The 20,207-nt window shown below is 42.9% G+C and carries 19 protein-coding genes; 10 read left to right on the forward strand and 9 right to left on the reverse strand.

Annotated elements, in window-relative coordinates; translation table 11 throughout:
* The first annotated feature begins 149 nt into the window (after positions 1–149).
* The 4 genes from CA267_RS14250 (at position 150) to CA267_RS14265 (ending at position 4,802) form a co-directional block, all read left to right on the forward strand.
* A complete protein-coding gene (locus tag CA267_RS14250) occupies positions 150–1,340 on the forward strand; it encodes a capsular polysaccharide export protein, LipB/KpsS family (protein WP_139316273.1) in 1,191 nt (396 codons plus the stop codon).
* The gene (locus CA267_RS14255; RefSeq protein ID WP_075610595.1) at positions 1,340–2,449 is read left to right on the forward strand and encodes a class I SAM-dependent methyltransferase; all 1,110 of its coding nucleotides are present in this window, start codon (positions 1,340–1,342) and stop codon (positions 2,447–2,449) included. The genes CA267_RS14250 and CA267_RS14255 overlap by 1 nt, the downstream gene beginning before the upstream one ends.
* Entirely contained in the window at positions 2,450–3,649 is a 1,200-nt protein-coding gene (locus tag CA267_RS14260) for a glycosyltransferase family 2 protein (RefSeq protein WP_075610594.1), read from the forward strand.
* A 244-nt stretch (positions 3,650–3,893) separates the two neighbouring features.
* Positions 3,894–4,802, forward strand: coding sequence for a class I SAM-dependent methyltransferase (locus tag CA267_RS14265; protein WP_170669068.1), 909 nt, complete (start codon positions 3,894–3,896; stop codon positions 4,800–4,802).
* Positions 4,803–5,188: 386 nt separating this feature from the next.
* Here CA267_RS14265 and rffA read toward each other — a convergent pair whose 3' ends face one another.
* From rffA to CA267_RS14310, 9 genes are read right to left on the reverse strand one after another with little or no spacing between them, the layout of a single operon-like run.
* The gene (gene rffA / locus CA267_RS14270; protein WP_075610593.1) at positions 5,189–6,316 is read right to left on the reverse strand and encodes a dTDP-4-amino-4,6-dideoxygalactose transaminase; all 1,128 of its coding nucleotides are present in this window, start codon (positions 6,314–6,316) and stop codon (positions 5,189–5,191) included.
* Entirely contained in the window at positions 6,313–7,233 is a 921-nt protein-coding gene (locus tag CA267_RS14275) for a glycoside hydrolase family protein (protein WP_075610592.1), read from the reverse strand. The genes rffA and CA267_RS14275 overlap by 4 nt, the downstream gene beginning before the upstream one ends.
* Positions 7,230–7,895: an acetyltransferase gene (locus tag CA267_RS14280; RefSeq protein WP_075610591.1), complete on the reverse strand. Its 666-nt coding sequence runs from the start codon at positions 7,893–7,895 to the stop codon at positions 7,230–7,232. The genes CA267_RS14275 and CA267_RS14280 overlap by 4 nt, the downstream gene beginning before the upstream one ends.
* Positions 7,892–8,518 (reverse strand): class I SAM-dependent methyltransferase, encoded by a 627-nt coding sequence (locus tag CA267_RS14285; protein WP_075610590.1) that lies wholly within the window; start codon positions 8,516–8,518, stop codon positions 7,892–7,894. Before CA267_RS14285 ends, CA267_RS14280 begins: the two co-directional genes overlap by 4 nt.
* A gap of 3 nt (positions 8,519–8,521) precedes the next feature.
* Positions 8,522–9,265: an FkbM family methyltransferase gene (locus CA267_RS14290; protein ID WP_075610589.1), complete on the reverse strand. Its 744-nt coding sequence runs from the start codon at positions 9,263–9,265 to the stop codon at positions 8,522–8,524.
* Positions 9,262–10,026: a hypothetical protein gene (locus CA267_RS14295; RefSeq protein ID WP_075610588.1), complete on the reverse strand. Its 765-nt coding sequence runs from the start codon at positions 10,024–10,026 to the stop codon at positions 9,262–9,264. The genes CA267_RS14290 and CA267_RS14295 overlap by 4 nt, the downstream gene beginning before the upstream one ends.
* The gene (locus tag CA267_RS14300; RefSeq protein ID WP_075610587.1) at positions 10,023–10,742 is read right to left on the reverse strand and encodes a WbqC family protein; all 720 of its coding nucleotides are present in this window, start codon (positions 10,740–10,742) and stop codon (positions 10,023–10,025) included. The genes CA267_RS14295 and CA267_RS14300 overlap by 4 nt, the downstream gene beginning before the upstream one ends.
* 11 nt (positions 10,743–10,753) lie before the next feature.
* Positions 10,754–11,734, reverse strand: a complete 981-nt coding sequence (locus CA267_RS14305; protein ID WP_170669069.1) for a TDP-N-acetylfucosamine:lipid II N-acetylfucosaminyltransferase — start codon at positions 11,732–11,734, stop codon at positions 10,754–10,756.
* A 17-nt stretch (positions 11,735–11,751) separates the two neighbouring features.
* A complete protein-coding gene (locus CA267_RS14310; RefSeq protein ID WP_075610585.1) occupies positions 11,752–12,483 on the reverse strand; it encodes a class I SAM-dependent methyltransferase in 732 nt (243 codons plus the stop codon).
* Positions 12,484–12,749: 266 nt separating this feature from the next.
* Between CA267_RS14310 and CA267_RS14315 the strand changes: the two genes are divergently transcribed.
* From CA267_RS14315 to fliF, 6 genes are all read left to right on the forward strand, one after another.
* A complete protein-coding gene (locus tag CA267_RS14315; protein WP_075610584.1) occupies positions 12,750–13,550 on the forward strand; it encodes a flagellin N-terminal helical domain-containing protein in 801 nt (266 codons plus the stop codon).
* Positions 13,551–13,709: 159 nt separating this feature from the next.
* Positions 13,710–15,185: a sigma-54 dependent transcriptional regulator gene (locus CA267_RS14320; RefSeq protein ID WP_075610583.1), complete on the forward strand. Its 1,476-nt coding sequence runs from the start codon at positions 13,710–13,712 to the stop codon at positions 15,183–15,185.
* A 120-nt stretch (positions 15,186–15,305) separates the two neighbouring features.
* Positions 15,306–16,496 carry a sensor histidine kinase gene (locus CA267_RS14325; RefSeq protein WP_075610815.1) on the forward strand — a complete coding sequence of 397 codons (1,191 nt, stop codon included), beginning with the start codon at positions 15,306–15,308 and terminating at the stop codon, positions 16,494–16,496.
* Positions 16,493–17,839, forward strand: a complete 1,347-nt coding sequence (locus CA267_RS14330) for a sigma-54-dependent transcriptional regulator (RefSeq protein ID WP_075610582.1) — start codon at positions 16,493–16,495, stop codon at positions 17,837–17,839. The genes CA267_RS14325 and CA267_RS14330 overlap by 4 nt, the downstream gene beginning before the upstream one ends.
* A gap of 313 nt (positions 17,840–18,152) precedes the next feature.
* Positions 18,153–18,485: a flagellar hook-basal body complex protein FliE gene (gene fliE / locus CA267_RS14335; RefSeq protein ID WP_075610581.1), complete on the forward strand. Its 333-nt coding sequence runs from the start codon at positions 18,153–18,155 to the stop codon at positions 18,483–18,485.
* Positions 18,486–18,501: 16 nt separating this feature from the next.
* Positions 18,502–20,202: a flagellar basal-body MS-ring/collar protein FliF gene (fliF, locus tag CA267_RS14340; protein ID WP_075610580.1), complete on the forward strand. Its 1,701-nt coding sequence runs from the start codon at positions 18,502–18,504 to the stop codon at positions 20,200–20,202.
* The last annotated feature ends 5 nt before the right edge of the window (positions 20,203–20,207 follow it).

Below are 20,207 nucleotides of genomic sequence, written 5' to 3' on the forward strand. Positions count from 1 at the left end.
CGATGTCGGTGGGTCGGTAATACCTATATCCAAAATTGTTATTAATAAAACACGGTTTAACCTATAAAATGAAATTTTTAAAGAAAGCAATGGGTACATTAAAAAGTTTGCCACTATTCAAAAACCGTTTTTCAATCTAGTTTTTTGATATGGATTACGCATTATTAAAGGGTTCAGGCTGTAAAGTTGTTCCACCTGATATATTGAAAAACAGGCGTTGGGGGATGCTTGGCGGCGGCGGATATGCGATTCAATTGCTTAGCTACTGCATTGCAAATAATATCAGTTTACCCACTTATGTATTTCTTCCCCAACCCGCTACTATGCATTTTAAGGGCATCATCTGCCGACCTGAATCCGAGCTCACTTATGCGGAATTGGATATAGTGGTGATTGGTAGCGCTACTTATCAATACGAAATTCTTACACGGGTAAATCAATGGGTTCCCGAATCAGTTTCAGTAATTGATTGTTCACCTTTTGTGCTTGATTCAGATAACGCGCGTTATTATGCCACGGAGTATGATCTTTTAAATACAGAAGCCCCTTACTGTCTGTTTTTTGACTTTAATCCTGCTGAGCACATTAAGGTTTGGTTTCAAACATACATAAACAAACTGGCAGAGAGGGGGATTAAAGTTCTTACATTGCACCCGTTGCATGAGGTACAGCAATCACTGTTGAAGGGCGCTCAGGATATCTATCTGTGGAACGGTTCACGATCTGAATTTTACTTTCTCAACGCGAAACTTGCTTCATTAGGAATAAAACCTAAATTTGTGGAATGCGGCTTTTTTCCTCAACGTCAATATTTTTATATTGACGAAGTGGGGATTAACGCTAATCGCTATCTCGCTGACGATGATCTTTCATGGGTTAATGAAAAACATCTGGAACAACTATCAGCAATCCGGAATAAATTTTTTAATAATATTCGTCCAGCGCACGAGTACTATGATTATATTTTTGTACCCCTGCAAATGCCCAATGATTCCAATGTGCAAAATCATAGTCGCTTTAAGAAAGGTATGCAGGAATTTATCGATTTTATCGAATCTCAATATCCGCATCAGGACATTGTATTTAAACGGCATCCAAAAGATATTAATCAATACACAAGTCGTGTGGGTAAATTTTCTGATGCGGATAGCCGTGCGCTTATTTTAGCGGCAAATATTATACATGGTATTAACAGCACTGTCTTGTTTGAGGCTGCGCTTGCGGGCAAAACTGTAATTGCGGAAGGCGATTGCCTGTTAAAACAGCATAAGAATAATATCCATCATCTTATTGCTGCAGTTATAGCTAAACAACAAAAAGTTTCTCATTGGGATAAATAATGAAAGCGGGAAAAATTACCAGGTGTGCCGGAGAATTTCAGGTAACGGTGAATGAAGCAGCTCCTCCTGCGCAATATTACGTGTGGGAAAAATTTACTGCAGATGAGTCACTTGACGAGTTGAAAGTCACTGTTTTGCCTTACTTAACCTCGATGGAGGCAGATTTAGCAATGCTAAACTGGTTCGATATGTTAATAATTGGCGGCAGAATCCGACTTGAAACTCCAGACATGGATTTTGCCGCAAGACAGTGGTTACAGGCTGAATGGTCTGACGACAACATAAAAACTGCAGAATCGCCAGCGCGAAAGGCATTCGCCGCTATTTGGGGAGAGCAGCAAAATGGTAATCCCCGTAATAAAAATTATTGTGAAATGGGGCAGAACATTTATAAGTCCGGCTATAACGCACGCAGAATGGAATTATTACTCATTCGAGCTGGTTTTTGTGAAACTGAAATTATTTGTGGCGATGGCGTGTTAACGGCAATTGCTCATAAAACTATGCGACGTGGCGAGCGGCAGATTGCTAATAGCTATGACATGATCCGAGAGGATCATCGCAACCGCTACCTGTTCGCGTCTGAATTTCTTGGTGCAGATCCAGGAATGGAAATTCTGGATCTTGCCTGCGGCATCGGCTACGGAACCTTGTTATTAAGTGAAAAAGTGGGGGCCGCAGTTATCGGAGTCGATATTGATAAGGGAGCCATTGCTCAAGCGCGTCGTTATTTCAACGGAGAAAACACTGCCTATTTGAATGTCGATGCAAGATATGCAGATTTTGCTGAGAACAGTTTCGATGCCATTGTGTCGTTTGAAACAATAGAACATGTTGAATTCGATGAACTGTTAGCCGCCAATTTTTATTATTGGTTGAAACCGGGAGGTCAACTGATTTGCTCAACACCTAACGAAGATGTTATGCCGTTTGATAAGCAGCGCTTTAAATTTCATGTGAAACACTACACCAATAGTGAATTGACAGATCTTTTAGAAAACGCTGGCTTTTCGATTACTGCGATGTTTACTCAACGAGATGATGTTGCTGCTCAGGTTGAAGAAGGCGATGATGGCTGCTTTACTATCGCTGTAGCTGAAAAGCGTTAAATGTATTTTTCTGTTGTCATTCCCGTTTATAACCGAAGTAAAGAGCTGATACGTGCCCTTAGATCGTTGGCTCGCCAGACGATTAAGAACTTTGAAGTTATTGTTGTGGACGATGGGAGTGTAGAGAAAATCGCCGAAGAAATCAGAAAAGTTGTCTCTGAAGCAGGTGAGCTCAATATCCAGTTGCTTCGTCATGATAAAAATATCAATGGTGCAGCAGCGCGAAATACGGGAATTTCCAAAGCGCAGGGCGAGTTTATATTATTTCTCGATTCTGACGATACTTGGCAGGAATCTAAGCTGGCAAAAATTCAGGAGGCTATAAAGGCATATAAAGGGGATAAGAACAACGTAGTATTTCATCATCCATATCAGAATTTCCGTGCTGGAAAATTGGAAGCTGCTTTTCCTGTTGTCGCAAAAAAAGAGGATGAATCTGTCGCGTATTACTCTTTTGTGATCAATCAAATTGGAGGTCTACAGTCCAGCACGCTATGTGTCAGTGCAAGTTTATGTAAGCGAGTTGGTTTTGATCCGTCGTTGAAAGGGCATCAGGACTGGGACTTCTGCCTGCGTCTGGAGGCTGCCCACGCTCAATTTTTTTTTCTTGAAGAGGCGTTGAGCGTGCGTTATCTGGGAGATAACCATAGTGTAGCTGCTTCTTTGAACTGGCAATTTTCTTTAGAATTTCTGCGGAAGCGCCAACGCCACTTTAGTAAAACGGCAAAAGTAGGTTATCTACAAAATATTATTGCCCGAAAAGCTATTTATAATGATCAATCGCGGGAGTTGCTTCTAAACTTTATAGCTCTACGAATGGGCATCCTCGGCGCGGCGATGTGGCCATTCTGGAGGACGGTAATAAAGGAGCGAACAAGGGCCCGCCTGCGTTATCGTCAGTTTATCTACTCCTTGTCGCCCGGCATCAAAAACCTTATTCTTTGGGGAAAAAACAATTATTCTCAAAAATTCATATTACATGCGTCAGCCACTTTTAACGTCTTGTGTATTATTGATAGAAATGCCGAAGCAGACGAGAAATTTTTCGGTGTAGATGTTCTGGCGATACATCGCGTAGAGGAGCATACTTGGAAAATGTGCGACGCAGTAGTTTTAATGACGGATAATCATAGTGGCTCAATGAAAAAAGATCTAGCTCAGGTAAGACCAGAAATGAGTCCGTTCGTATATCAATATTAAAAATTACTTGCTTAGCGATGTAGATGCTAAAAAGGCCGTTAGGCTTTATTTAATATTACTTCTGAGTTGTTAATTAAACTAACCAGACCGACCGCCAGAAGTTCTCATACCAACTAGAATTTAGTTCGGATTGGATTTCGGGAAGAGCACGAAGCTGGTGAAAAGCCAGCTAGCACCATGTCAAACTTAATTTAACTGAGGTGGGCGAATTCGCGGTTGCAGGCTGAGAATGGAAGGAGTTTCGATGAAAGTTTTGATTTATGGTACTGGATCTAAATCTATCCGTTATCTACCTGCTATTGGGCTAGTTCATGAAATTGTAGCTTTTGTTGAAACTGTAAAAACTAAAGATTCGTTTTTTTCGAAGCCAGTGCTTACGGTTGATAAAATTAAAGAGGTTGAATTTGACTGCGTGATTATATGTAGTTCATTTTCTGAAGAAATAGAAGAGTCGCTTAAAAAAGCAGGCATCATTTATTTTAAGGACATACAGGCAGATATAAATCTAGTCGAAATACAAAAGAAGTTCGCGGAGATGGAGATTCAATATCGGCAGTTAGAGCAAAAGCGTTCTATTGAGTCTATGAAATATTATCCGCTAAAAGAGAAACACATTGTCCACGCAAAGCTGTTGGCATCGCGAGAAGATTTGCTAAAAGAGCTGCCACCAGAATCTGTCGGAGCTGAAATCGGGGTAGATAAGGGTGAATTTTCGCAAATGATTTTATCTGTTGTACGGCCAGAGAAATTGCATCTAATCGATATATGGGGGACGGAACGTTATAACTCTGAGCTTTGGAGGCTAGTCAATGAAGGTTTTGCTGACCAAATAACGAGTGGCCAGGTGGAAATACATAGAAAGCTATCTATAGAGGCTGCTGATGATTTTCCTGATAATTACTTTAACTGGGTTTATATTGACACGGATCATAGCTACGAGACTACCTACAAAGAACTTCAACTTTATTCAAAAAAAGTGAAAGCTGGCGGTCTTATTATGGGCCACGACTATTGTATGGGGAACTGGATAAAAAACTATAAGTATGGCGTGACTGAAGCTGTCTATCGGTTTTGTGTTGAGCAGGATTATGAAATCGTTTTTCTTAGCATGGAAATAACGCAGAGTTTCGGCTTAAGGAAAATAATTGAGTAAATCAATCAGGAGTGTGGGAGGCTAATTATCTTGAGAGAGTTAGCCAATGAATAATGTCTTCCCCAGAAGCCCACAAGTATGCAGTCCGCATGGGATTTACCTCAAAGCATGAGCATTCATTGAGATGGGCTGCTTTGGTGTCAGTTTCCTCTAAGATCGGTTGTACACCTGAGATTATTAAGAGCTTGGGTTAACAAAATGAAAGTGGATTCGGGAAAGAAGCTTGGAGTGACTTCTGATCCACCTGCTAAATATGAAAAAATTAATATCGACGATTAGCCGACAATGCGGCAGCATAACTCAAACAAATCTGCCTCCGAATTTACCGGTACGATTCATAATTTTACCTCTCGATTTTCACATACTTTATCTTTTGAAAACGTGAGCTAATAGAGGATCTTATAAAGAGTGTCTACAACGTATTGTTGTTGTTGTTCTGTCAGACCTATCCACATGGGAAGTCTTAATATCGCCTGAGAGTGTGTGTCTGTCCACTTCATATCCGAAGCGATCCTACCAAACTTTTTGCCTGCAGGCGCAGAATGCAAAGGTACGTAATGGAATACCGCATTAACTTTTCTTTTTTTCAGTTGCTCGATTACTAAATCTCTATTCACATTGTTTGGTAATAGTACGTAATATATATGTCCATTGTGGCCACAATATTCAGGAATAATAGGCCGACGTAGAAGACCTTTCTCTTCAAAGGGGGCGAGCAAGCTGTGATATCTGCGCCAACTATTCAGTCGCTCATTTAGAATTAACTCACATTCTTCTAGTTGCGCCCAAAGAAATGCAGCTGTTAGTTCGCCTGGAAGAAAAGAGGAGCCAAAACTTTGCCAAGTATATTTATCAACTTCGCCTCTGAAAAAGCGACTTCTGTCAGTTCCTTTCTCTCTGATAATTTCCGCTGGTGCGATTTTATTTTTATCGTTTACTAGCAGTGCTCCTCCCTCTCCGGAAATGACGTTTTTTGTTTCGTGAAAACTCAGTGTTCCAAAGTCCCCTAAAGAGCCGAGAGGCATCTTTTTGTAAGTGGACATAATTGCTTGGGCAGCATCCTCGACGATAGCAATGCCGTGACGCTTTGCAATCTTTAATAGCGTGTGCATTTCACAGCTGACTCCCGCATAGTGAACGGGAACTATTGCTTTAGTGTGTGGTGTGATCGCCTGTTCAACGAGATTTTCATCGATATTTAGGGTGTCTTCTCTGATATCTACAAAAACCGGTGTAGCTCCTCTTAGCACAAATGCATTGGCTGTTGATACGAAGGTGTAGGAAGGCATAATAACTTCATCGCCTGGCTTAATATCCAGCAAAATTGCCGCCATTTCTAATGCTGCGGTGCACGAATGTGTTAATAGCGCACGACCGACACCAATATTTGTCTCCATCCAACTATGACAAAGCTTGGTAAATGGCCCATCACCAGCCAGTTTGAAATTCCCGTGGCTTTGAGCTATATAATGAAGCTCTTTTCCGGTCATGTATGGTTTATTAAATGGGATCATAATTTTTCCAATGCAGCAATGCCAAAACCGGTTCTGCCGTAGTCATTACCGTTGTACAGCATATAGAGCTTGCCAGAATGGGAGAAAACGTATGGGTATTCAACCATCTGAGAGTCCCATCCATGCTTGGAAACATCCAACACCGGATCTGGGCTCCTCTTCCATGTAATGCCATCTGCAGATTCCGCGTATCCAATTCGATAACTGTTGCCTGATTGTCGAAATGAAAACCACATACGCCATAATCCTTGATAAAAAAGCACCGACGGTCTAGAGATAGCGATTTCGTTTTTGTCAGCGAAGTCTATTGCTATTATTCCATTACGTATCCAGTGTATTCCATCCTGGGATTCAGCATACTTAATGTGATACCTGTGCTCGGGATAGCCATTATTCATACGCCATTCAGTACAAGATAGATACCACATACGCCATTTATCATCTCCTGGAATAACACAGCAACTAGCACAGAAATGCGGTTCGTATAGTGAACGATCGAGAATCGGTCCGGCCGCGATTCGTTCAAAATCCGTTCTGTTATCAGATACAGCCAAACCTATTGCATTACGGAAAGGCACAGTCTTTCCTAAGTTCCAGCCTATGTAGTAAAGGTAGTTCTTCTGCTTATAGCTTGTAAACCATGTCGCCATAGCCCCACTGTCATCAAAAGTACCTAGATCGCCGGGCCCAAGAATTACCTGTGTCGGCAAGCCCATAGTATTGACCGGCATAGTCATATCCATTCTAATCGATGTGGTGTAGCTTACATTGTTGAGATCTCTGCTGCTAAAATAAACCTCATACTGGTTACCCTGGAGTCGTACTGCCATCGGCAGCGATGCGTGAGATGCAAAATGAGATCCCAAATTACTGGAGGAAAATATCTGGCCTAGTTTTTGCCATTTCTGCGATTTCATATTTTATTTAATGACGAACTTTTTAATGCAGAAGGAAGCGTTTGGCTGCCTTTAAACACACTTTCTCCATCGGTGCTACGAAGTATAAGTGCACCTGCTCCAATTACTGTTCTTGCACCAACAGAAATATGATCCCGAAGGGTCGCATTAACACCGATAAAGCATTGCTCAGCGATTTGCACGCCTCCCGAGACAACGACATGAGAAGCTAAAAAACAGTGATCTCCAATCACCGAATGGTGACCAATGTGGTTACCGCTCCACAAAGTAACGTTATTACCTATTTCAACAAAGGGCTGAATCACATTATTTTCGAGTATAAAGCAATTTTGGCCGATTTTTCCGTCATTTAAGATAGTTGCTCTGGTACTGATATAGCTGGCAAATGTATAACCACGGCATAGCAAATTCTCATACTTCTCTTTTCTAAGCTGGTTAACTTTTGAATAACTAAGGGCACAGAAAATAGAAAATTCGTTGGGAGGGTAGTAGTGTTCTAAGTCTTCAAATGGGACAATCGGAAGCTTGAAAAGCTGTTCTTCAATTATAAATTCTGCGTCAACCGTAAATGCGGCAACTTCATATTCAGAGTCCGTGCTGAAATAATAATGAGCAAGCTGAGCAATATCGCCAGCTCCAAATATAACCAGCTTCTTTTTCATATGCTCTTCCTTACTACTATTGTAAATTCATATAAGTCGTAATCATGGAAAAGAACAACATTTCGAGAGTAACGAGTCTTACATATATCGAATAACGCACAAGGATCAGTATAATATAGATCAGCTCTCATTTTCTCTTTATCAGAATATTTAGTTAAACAATTAAAAGAAAATCCGTGTCTACTCATACTGTTCATGTTGTCTAATGTATTTAAGATATAATCAAGCCATTCATTCCTATCATTGCCTCGGATAACATTAAATATACCGCTAGCTAATGCATAATCCGATTTTTCTAGTATCACATGGGATTTAGCGAGCTTAACGTTTTTCTTGTTGCCATATCTGATGACCGCTGAATCTAGCATTTTTGAAGAGATATCGTAGCCGTGATAAATAAAATTCTCGTATCTTTCAAAAAGATAATCGTATAAAGCTCCGTAGCCACAACCGAGATCAGCGACCGAAAAACATTCTTCTGCTTTAACGACCTTTACTAACTGCTCAAAGCGTAAACGCTGGCTTGTCAGACTTTTCCAATCTGCACCTTCAGGAACATCGCCGTGTTCCAATAGTTTTCTATCATAATATTCTGCAATGTCATTGAGTGAGCGGATTTCCATTTCTTAATTTTCTCCACCTAAATTCATACTCGGATACTTTATGGAATTTATCCACAAGCCTTCACCCCATGCAGGAAAGGTATGGTCACCTTTGTATAATTCATGATAAATCGTAAAGATTTTCACAAAACCCCTCTTAAAAAGCCAGTCTTCTATATCTTTTTCCTGGGCTCCACCTTCATAATTTTCTAAAAGGTTTACTTCACATATTAAACAGTCCAAATTACGTAGTGTCCCTTCGGCTCCTTGTAAAGCCATTAGCTCGGCACCTTGTATATCTAGACAAAGAAGATTTACCTCATCAATACCCAAAGAAGCAACAAAATAATCGATAGTAGATACAGGAACTTCTATTTTTCTTCTGGAGTCAAAAACTGGGACAATCTCACCTAATGCTTTTAAAGGTAATAAACTAGACGACTCGACGCTGCCCTTTTTCGTTTTATGGATCGAAAATTCTGTTGTTCCATTACAATTACTTATAGCGCGGTGAAAAACAGCTACAGAGTCTGAGGCATAGTATTTTTCTTCCAAATGGTTTACCAGTTCGGGAATGGCTTCAACAAGATAAATTTTGGTGAAACCAAACTTAAGGTAGTAAGGTACTTCTTCTCCTTTGTGAGCACCAATATGTAACACAGTCCTTAACTTATTTGATTTTCTATCATCAGCAAAAAAATTGGCTAAGTTACTCAATATCAGGTCAATAGAATGCTCATGATTATCAGGTATAGTTATGTTCTTCACTGTTTGCCGAGCCCTTGTGGTTTGCCATACTCATCAGGATTAACATCAGAATTAATAATTATAGGCATTATAATCCAGCGCCCTTCTTTGCTTTCCCAGTCCAAACTTTGCTCTGAGTGAATGCTTTCCACACCATGTTTGATCGCTGGGGACATTACAATTAAATCTCCTTGTATGGTCAACCCGTCAAGATAAGCTTTGCCAGTCGTTTCTGAATTAATGTAAAGTCCTCCTTGTGAAAAATCTCTGCCGGGAACGCTTGCCTGAACAATCGTTTGGATTCGAGCATAGGGCGATTCTGGATCTATGTGTTCTTCTTGTCCGCCCCCGCCCTTTGGGTAATGATGTACAACAATACGGGCGATAGGGCCATCAGAAGGAACATGGGAGAGATATGTTTCAGCACTTGAACTCTCAGCAAGCTTAGCTTTCCATTCAAATATTCGGTAAAAAGTGCTAAACAACTGACAATTCCCATTCCATCGATGAAAGTAATACGCATGCTGAATCGACTTTACATAAGCTTTAGGGTAATTATAATGTTTGCGGTGGTAATCTGGACAGTGATCAACACAAGGATTCCAGCTAGCGGGGTTTAATTTTTCGAGCTGCTCGCACTGACTTTTCACAAAATTTATCGTATCAGGGCTAAACATTTGTTTTACGATATACACATTTTCTTTTAAAGAAGAAAGAAAACCATCTTGAGACAAAACTTCTTCAAATGTATCTACATCTATAATATTTATCTTGAAAGTCATCTATAAGTACTCTGACAAAAATCTTTGTGATTCTTTAGCATTTTTTTTGTCTCTTTCCCGCAGTTAAAAAGAACGTCTAATACTGAAACATGTGGCTCGAAATCACCCCACAACTGCTTGTATTGGGGATACGGTCCATACTTAAACCAAGTTACAGTTACGCAGCTTTGAGAAAAAAGCTCTGTATCGAGATAACACTGAGCGGCAGGACCGCTATAATATTTATTAGCACAAGATTGCTTACACAGCGAAACAAGCCTTTCCGTTTTACCTTCTGTTAAATGATAATCCATAGAGGTAGAGATTTTTGTATCTATAGACAAATATCTACATATCAATTTGATAAGTCTTCTATTGACTTCGCTAATCGTGTTGAAACTTTCTTTTTCATAAACTGGTGATACTAAGTCGAAGATTTCAGAAAAAAAAGGGCTTCGCCTATAGTTCTGCGCTATGGTCTGTAGATGAGTAGCTTTCCACTCATCTCCATCAAGTAAAGTTTCTTTAATTAATTGATGATATTTACCTTTAACCTGCACAGGAACTGTTAGCCAATGCACTCCATGTGGCGTCTTAATTTTATTCCTGTTCCTCCAATCTCGCCGTGTATACTGCATATCATCGTACAGTATGAACTCATCTACTGACGCTATAAGGTCAAAATATCCAATCCAGGGTATATAATTAGATTGACTGATAGCTACTCTTTTATCCATATCGCTTAATCCTATTCGACCCATTTTCGCAGAGAGTAAACTAGTGAATCTTCCGTGAAGTTATCCAATATTATTTTCTGGTTCTTCAATGCTGCATCCTTATCAATGGGGGATAACTCAATATTGTAGCTAGAGAAAAACGTAACTCCCAAGCTAGTAAAGTATTTGCACAGGTTAGATTTATCATTAATAAATACCTTCTTTCCCATTCCCAGCAGGTTTATCATATTACTAAATCCCTGCTGCCGGCAGCTATGAAAAATAGCAAAATCCACGTTTCTGAGGATCTCCAGGTAACTTTTTAAGCTAAGATATTGAAGAATTGGGATAAAACGATTGCCGAAAAATTGCTTTCCTTGGGAAACTACGGTTTGGGCGTTATTCTCGTCGCAGTAAGACAAAGGACAAAGGATTTTAGTGTTACCCGCAATAATAGGGTGTAATTGTTGAAATACATCTACATGATTGTTAGTAGGATCAGCTGAGTTACCTACTTGAATCGTGAGGGCGTGGGGTGACTCGGGCGGTATATCACGATCATAGAAGACATTACTAAGGTAACATACGCTATTAATGTGTCTTCCAGAAGCACTATAGTGCTCTCTAACATACTGGATATCACCGCGATTACCACTTACTAAATATGCCACATTTCTAATAATTATTTTTCTATTTTCAGATTTAGTTTCTGGAAAATAAAAATCACCTCCCCACATTATCCAGTAGCTTTTTTTTAACAGGTTTGGCTCTTCAATTAGTATATCGTCTATTTTATCGCGCCAGAGACCATGAAGCACTATTTTATTACTTCTTACCATAGCTTTTTTTAAGATATTAAAATCGCTTTCGGTATGGTAAAATGTAACGTCATCTTCCTTTGATAATCCAAACTTGTATTTTTCACTGGTAATAAATGCAAAATGATGTTTTTCCTTGCAAAAATATTTGCTTATCAGTTTTATAAATGGAGGAGTAAATTTATCTAATATCATTATATGCAAAGTCATGACTAGACCCCAAAAAAACACAGTATGGATGGAATAAACATTCCATTTTGGAAAGATGCAATTAAACTAAATACAGGGCTATTCCGAATAAGGGATGTAAATAGATCGTCAAGCGTTCGTTTTTGGCATGAATGCGTGGTTATTTTGGCGTAGGAAAAAGGGAGATCCTTCGCGGCCAGCTGGTTAAAAGGGCGTACATCCAAATTTGGAAAGTTCTTGTATCGCTCGAAGTACTCTAAACGCTGGAATCGTACAAGAATGTTTTGTTCAGCAGCTGGTTCAAACCCGATTGTCTTCAGACCCACAACTGGTGCAGCTAAGACTTCAAAACAGGCTGAGTTTGAGACCCGGTGAAATTTTTGAATCGCGGAGTAGTCGTCCCGATTATGTTCAAAAATCTGGGAGCGGGAGACAACGTCAAAAGATTCATCAGCTAACGGCAGATTTCGCAAATCTACCTGATGTTCTATCGTTCTTTGCAATAGGTTCGCGGTTTCATAAACGTTAAATGAAAGCTTAAACGTTTTTTGCAAATTGGGTTTTTGCGCGAAGTGCAACAAAGGTTTAACTTTACTGTTTACCTGAGCAAGTGCTTTTAGATGTGCTGCAGGCTGTGAACGATAGCGCTCCGAGAATAGGCACTGGAAATACTTGGGACGCAGCCAATGGCGGAAGATCTCAAAGATTCCTTGGTAGCCACGCGGCGGAATAGTATAAAGCATTGTAATTACCATCTGTAGTTTCGATCCTGACGGGGCGCTGATGCTACTATAATAGTCTATCGGGTAGCTATCTATAGGCAATGTAGAGCCATAGTGCATATCGGCATCGCCAGATAACTCCTTACTGCTAAGGTATCGACTGGGTATTAAACAATATAATTAGGTCCCAGCGAATGTACGTTACCGTCACGTTCAAGTAGGATTTTCCATTGTCTTGCCTTTGATGATTGCTATACTAAGTGAAGGTGTGTTTGTCAAACAGTGAAAGGGGTTGTTCAATGATCAATTTCGTCCCGAGCCCGAATGCCGGGTTGTTACAACAGGTCCAGGAAAAACAAACCAACCTGATGGAAAAGCTGGCCTCTGGCAAGCGCGTTAACAATGCGTCAGATGATGCGGCTGCGCAACAAATTATTGATCGGCTGACATCTCAGGTGGATGGCAATCGTCAGGCGGTAAATAATGCTTATGATGGTATTTCCCTGGCGCAAGTTGCAGAAGGTGGTTTGGCGGGAATTGGTGAAGATGTTAGCCGTATTCGCGAGCTTAGCATTCAAGCTGGCAGCGGAATTTTGAACGACAGTGACCGCAGGGCTATCCAGTCAGAGATAGCTGGGCTGCAGGAAAATATTTCCCTCACGGTGGAACAGACCAATTTTGCCGGTAAGCCTTTATTAAGTGAAGACGGCGCTATCGATTTTCAGGTAAGTGCGAATAGTGGCCAAAGCGTCAGTGTAGATACGCAGAATGTGGGAAGTCGCTTAAGCGATATCCTCAACATTGATGTTTCTACAACGGAAGGGGCCAATGCAGCTATTGAGGCTTCGGACGCTGCTCTTGAATTCGTAGGTTCCGCTCAGTCTGATTTGGGCGCAACGCAGAACCAGTTTGCAAGTGCGGCAAGAAACTTAACGCAAGCAGATGTAAATACAGCTGCCGCGAGAAGCCGTATTCAGGATACCGATTATGCTCAAACGGTATCGCAAAGCGTTTCTAATGATATACTGGACCAAGCTGCGATGACCGTACAATCTCAAGCTAATCAGCAACAGGGTCAGGTGCTCGCCTTGCTGAGTTAGTATAAATAAGAAGTTTTTTGAGAAAAGCAGGGTAACCTGCTTTTTTTATAACCAGTTATACCCAGTTATATCAGGAAGCTGTTGCGCTTGGATCTTTTACCGCTACAATCATGCAGATGCGCTAAACTGTAAAAATAAGAACGCGTTTTTGGGGAATTGATGAAGGATATCCTGCTCGTTAGCGATAACGGCGACCTTATTCACAAGTTAGAGACCATTATCACGTTTTTGGGTGAGCCTTGTAATAGCAAGTCGTTCGCGGACTGTGCTAGCTATTTGAAATCCCATTCGGTGGATGCTGTACTCATCGACTATTCGATTGCTGATCAAGCTAAATCTTTGGTTACTCTTTTTCCTCATACTCCTTTTGTTGCCATCCAGGAAAAGGAAAGTGACGCTTCGCCAGATTGTAATCTGGTGAATGTGGTTACGCTGCCTCTCACATATCCAATACTTACTCAGTCTATTCATCGGTGCCAGGAATATAGTCGGCGCAAGCCTGGAGCGGGCAAATCCAGCGGTTTAAAAACGCGGCTGTTCCGAAGCTTGGTAGGGCGCAGTGACGAAATTCAAAATGTAAGGCGTATGGTAGAGCAGGTCGCTCCTACCGATGCCACCGTATTGATTTTGGGCGAATCGGGCACTGGTAAAGAAGTTGTCGCCCGTAACGTGCATTTTTTATCTGCACGAAAAGATGGCCCGTTTATTCCGGTAAATTGCGGAGCAATACCGGGTGAGTTGCTGGAAAGCGAGTTGTTCGGACATGAAAAGGGCGCCTTTACCGGAGCAATTAGTGCACGCAAAGGGCGGTTCGAGCTGGCAGAAAACGGCACGTTGTTTCTTGATGAAATTGGCGATATGCCGTTACAGATGCAGGTTAAGTTGCTGCGGGTTCTGCAGGAGCGAACTTTTGAGCGAGTAGGGGGCAGTAGCCCGTTGCGTTGTAACGTTCGTATTATTGCAGCCACGCATCGTGATTTGGAAACTATGATCCGCGAAGATAAATTTCGTGAAGATTTATATTACCGCCTAAACGTATTCCCTATCGATAGCCCGGCGTTACGAGATCGCAAAGAAGATATCCCGCTGTTGTTACAGGAACTTATCAGTCGCATTCAGGGGGACGGTGTAGACGTTGTCCGATTTACCGAAATGGCCATTGCATCATTAATGGAGCATAGTTGGGATGGCAATGTAAGGGAACTCGCCAATCTTGTAGAGCGCCTGAGTATTCTCTATCCGGGCCAAGTTGTTGATATACAAGATTTACCACCCAAATATCAGTATGGTGATGTAGAGGCCTACCAACCCGATTATCCTGAGGAGCTTCTTGAGCGTGATGCTTTTAACGCGTTGTTCGCAGAGGCTGCTGCTCAGGAAGACACTTCCTCCAGCGATAGCACTGAAGCCGGGGCCGCTGACGATCAAAATAATTCTCAGTTGCCTGCAGAAGGTGTAAATCTTAAAGAGTATTTATCTGATCTTGAAATCAATTTAATTATCCAGGCATTGGAACAGCAAGATTGGGTGGTGGCACGGGCTGCAGACAAGCTGGGGATGCGCAGAACCACCTTAGTTGAAAAAATGCGTAAATATGATATTCAACGTGAAGAACAGATCTCGTCAGATAATTGACGAGCGAATCTGTCTATTATCATTCCATAAGCTATTGAAATATAGTTAATAAATATTGGCATAACATCTGCTTGTTAAATAGGCAAAACGCACATGCGTCTGCTTTTTGACGAGGGTGATATGGCATACGATAGCAGTCAATACAGTGGTGACTACACCAGCGATTTCCTCAATGGTCACGAGGGTCACTACCGTTCTTCCGATGATACAAATTCGTCGCAGCGTAATGCTTTGCGTAAGCCTAAAGGTGCGCCCACAAATGCTGAAAATGACGAAGTTCATGCCTTGCGAAAACAGGCAAACCGTCTTTCTCATCTGCTTCAGGTAATGCCTGCGGGGGTTATCGTCTTAGATGGTTCTGGCATTGTCAGACAAGCCAACAGTCAGGCGATTGATTTGCTTGGAGAACCTCTGGAAGGTGAGCTCTGGCGCACCATTATCCAACGCTCATTTAAGCCCCGTGCCGATGATGGTCATGAGGTTTCACTTATTGATGGTCGCCGTGTAAAGCTGTCTATTACGCCGTTGGAAAACGAACCAGGTCAGCTGATTGTATTAACTGATTTAACAGAAACTCGTCAACTGCAGGCGCGCGTAAGCCACATGCAGCGTTTATCTGCGTTGGGAAAAATGGTGGCGTCGCTGGCACATCAAATTCGCACGCCGTTGTCAGCTGCGATGCTATACGCAGCAAATATGAAAAGAAAAGGGTTAGGCGAAGAAGCCACTATTAATTTTGCTGACAAACTGACTGCCCGTTTAAAAGATCTCGAAAGTCAGGTAAACGACATGCTGCTGTTTGCCAAATCAGGTGAAGACCAGGTGGTAGGTCTGCTTACGCTTAGCGATGTGCACCAGGCAGTAGCCACAACCTCGACCGTCTTTATTCAGCAGGCTAGTCAACATGTCATTTTTAATGGCTTTCAGCAGGAAGCCTGCTTCACCGGCAATATTACTGCATTGCAGGGCGCCTTACTTAACCTTCTGCATAACGCCAGTCAGGTAAGCCCGAAAGGTAGCACAATTAAAGTTAACGCAGTGGTGGGCAAAAATACGTTAGAAATTTCAGTCTGCGACGCTGGTCCTGGTGTACCTGAAGCGCTGCAACAAAAGATTTTTGAGCCCTTTTTCACTACCAAAACCCACGGCACAGGCTTGGGATTAGCGGTGGTGAAGTCGGTAGTGTCTGCGCATAAGGGGCAGCTAAGCGTAACAAATCTTGCTGACTGTGGTGCCTCTTTTGTCGTTTCTTTACCTTTGAGTGCGCCGCTTTCGAATAGCTCGTCTCAGTATGCAGGAGAATGTTCATGAAGAAGACAATCATTCTAATTGTTGAAGATGATGCGGGTTTACGTGAAGCGCTCATCGATACGTTACAGCTTGCCGAGTATCAGGTAGCCGCGGCCGACAGTGCTGAAGAAGCTTTGCTGATACTGGCCAATCAACCGGTGGATTTGGTAGTCAGTGATATACAAATGGGAGGGATGAGCGGGCTGGCTTTATTGAAAAGCATTAAAGGCCGGTATCCTCAGCTACCCGTGCTGCTAATGACGGCGTATGCCACCATAGACGATGCTGTTCAGGCGATGCGAGATGGGGCGACGGATTATCTGTCGAAACCGTTTGCTCCCGAAGTATTGCTTAACCTGGTGGGCCGTTATGCGCCTGCACAAAAGGTAGAATCCCGCACCCCAATTGTTGCCGATCCCATTAGTCTGCAATTGCTGGAGCTATCGCGAAAAGTGGCGCGCTCAGAAGCCACTGTGATGGTACTCGGTCCAAGCGGTTCAGGAAAAGAAGTACTGTCGCGCTATATTCACGATCAATCGTCGCGGAGCAATGCTCCCTTCATTGCCATTAATTGCGCGGCAATTCCCGAAAATATGCTGGAAGCGACGTTGTTCGGTTATGAAAAAGGCGCGTTTACCGGCGCGGTGCAAGCCTGTCCGGGAAAGTTCGAACAAGCTCAGCATGGCACATTGTTACTTGATGAAATTACCGAAATGGACCTTACCCTGCAGGCGAAATTACTTCGGGTGTTGCAAGAGCGGGAAGTCGAGCGACTCGGCGGGCGCAAACCGGTGCGACTGGACGTGAGAGTAATTGCCACCAGCAATCGGGATCTTCATCAGGCAGTGGAAAGCGGTGAATTCCGCGAAGATTTGTTCTACCGGCTTAACGTTTTTCCTATTGTGTGGCTTCCTCTGGCACAACGCCCGGGTGATATTATTCCCTTGGCTGAGCATCTTATTCAGCGCCACGCTTCACACCAGGGTATGGGTAAAATAACGATAACGGCGGCTGGCAGAAATAAGCTTCTTCATTACGAGTGGCCGGGCAACGTAAGGGAACTGGAGAATGTTATTCAGCGAGCGCTCATTCTTTGCGACGGCGCCACCATTGATTCGTCGGATCTTATGATTGATATGGCGGCGTCACTGGCGAGTCATTCACCTGTGCAGCAGGAATTGGACGACGATAACAGTAAGCTGGGTTCTGAGCTTCGTCATCAGGAACATCAGATTATCCTGGACACGCTGCAGTTATGTAACGGTAAGCGTAAAGAAGTGGCTGAAAAGCTAGGAATTAGCCCAAGAACGTTACGCTACAAGCTTGCCAGAATGCGTGAAAACGGCATTGAGGTACCGGCGTAGCCCGGTTTAAGCCCATCATTTTTGTGTTTGACTCCTGCCTGGGGCCAGATGGCTTTAGGCAGCTGCACCACACAACTTCAGTAGTAAAACACTACCTAAGCTGTACAAAACCGCGTTCCACCCTAAAACTACTTATCACCAACCCGCGTCTCTTTTAAGAGAGCAACTGCCCATTCTCTGTCAATTTTCTGGCATCCCCTCTAACTGCCTGTATCTTATAGAAATTAAAAGTTGGTCTATTAATTGCTGTGTCCAAGGAAAGTAAGCACGCCAGCCAATTTACTGGCAGTTAAAATATTTTTCCGGAGAGGTTATGGACGTTAAAGCCAGCAGTTTATATCAAGAAATGCAGAGCATGATTGGGCAAACTCGTCTTCAGCCCAACGAAATACCTAACCTGAAAATAAACGACAATCAGTCGGGTAGCGAATTCGCCACGATGCTGAAGGGCGCGATTGAGGGCGTAAACGGCATGCAAACGCATTCCAAAAATTTACAACAAGCTTTTGAAATGGGCGATCAGTCTGTCAGCTTGGCAGAAGTGATGATAGCCAAAGAGAAAGCCGGAATCGCCTTTGAGGCAACGGTGCAGGTACGCAATAAAGTGCTGGAAGCGTATAAAACAATTATGAATATGCCGGTTTAGGTGGAGTTAATTAACCATGGCTGAAGCAACTGGGACAAATCTGACAGTAGCAGATACTAATCAGTCCAATGCCAACGAATCAGAAAACAAATCTGGTTTTATGGATACCCTCGGCAGCGCTGACGTAATGCGTCAGATGGCGCTGGTAGTGGTACTCGTTATTTGTGTGGCGATTGCGGTGTTCATCCTTATCTGGGCGCAGGAACCTGATTATCGGCCGTTAGCGAAAATGTCTACCGAAGAGCTCATTGAGACGCTGGATTATTTCGATGCCAGCCAGATTGACTACAAACTGGAAGGCAACACGATACTGGTGCGAAATGATCAGTTTCAGGATATTCGCCTGGGCATGACTCGTCAGGGCTTAACGCGTTCAGAAGATGCCGGTAGCGACATCATTATGCAGGACATGGGTTTTGGCGTCAGCCAGCGCGTGGAGATGGAGCGTTTAAAGCATGCCAGAGAGCAGCAAATTGGTGCGACCATCGAAGATATGTCCAGCATTCAAAAAGCCCGGGTGCTACTTGCGCTACCTAAAGAAAACGTATTTTCGCGGCGCGAGAAAAAGGCGAGCGCAACCATAGTTCTGACCGCAAAACGTGGCAATGTCATTAACGGTGAGGAAGTGGACGCGGTGGTAGATATTGTCGCTTCCGCTGTGCAAGGTATGGAGCCTGAAAATGTGACCGTAACGGACAGCAATGGCCGATTACTGAATTCCGGTTCCCAGGATTCCCTCAGCGCTGTTGCACGTAAAGAGTATGAAATCGAACGCCAACGTGAAGACGAATATCTGCAAAAAATCGATGCCATATTAATCCCCGTGCTGGGTATCGGTAACTATACCGCGCAAGCCGATGTGACCATGGATTTTACCGCCGTGGAACAAACACAGCGCAGCTATAATCCTGACCTTCCTGCGGTACGTAGTGAAATGGTTAGCGAGCATAGTACTGTCGGAGGAACAAGCGGCGGCATTCCTGGTGCGCTAAGTAATCAGCCACCGCTGGAATCGAATATTCCTGAAAATGCAGTGGGTGAAAGTACACAACAACGTTCTGCTCCGGGTAGCAGCACCAAGGAATCAACTCGCAATTACGAACTTGATACCACCATCAGTCATACCAAAAAGCAAACTGGAATGATTCGCCGCTTAAGCGTATCTGTGGCGGTGGATTATACCCGGATAACGGGCGAGAGCGGAGATGTAAGCTCTACGCCGTTAGCACAAGAACAGCTATTGAATATTCGCCGATTGTTGCAGGGAGGCATTGGTTTTGATGTTGCACGCGGCGATTCGCTGGAGGTTGTCAGCGTTCCCTTTACTCGCATGGACACGGGCATCGTCGAAGATCTCCCAATCTGGGAACAACCGAAATTTTTACCTATACTTAAGTTGATAGTCGGTGGACTGGTTATCATTGTGCTGATTCTGTTTGTTATCCGCCCAATGCTGCGCCGCCTGATTCATCCTGAAGCAACCAAAGAAAAAGATGATTTTGATGCGGATGAAGGTCTGGATTTAGGTGACGAAACTATCAGTATTCTTAATCAGGACTTTGATGCAGGTCAGGTTGGCTTTGCCCCTGACGGCTCGCTGATGTTACCCGATTTACATAAAGATGAAGATGTGCTGAAAGCTGTCCGTGCGCTGGTGGCCAATGAGCCAGAACTGTCTGCACAGGTAGTGAAAGGCTGGTTAATGCAAGATGAGTAGGAACT

This window comes from Alteromonas pelagimontana (genome assembly GCF_002499975.2).
Lineage (GTDB): Bacteria > Pseudomonadota > Gammaproteobacteria > Enterobacterales > Alteromonadaceae > Alteromonas > Alteromonas pelagimontana.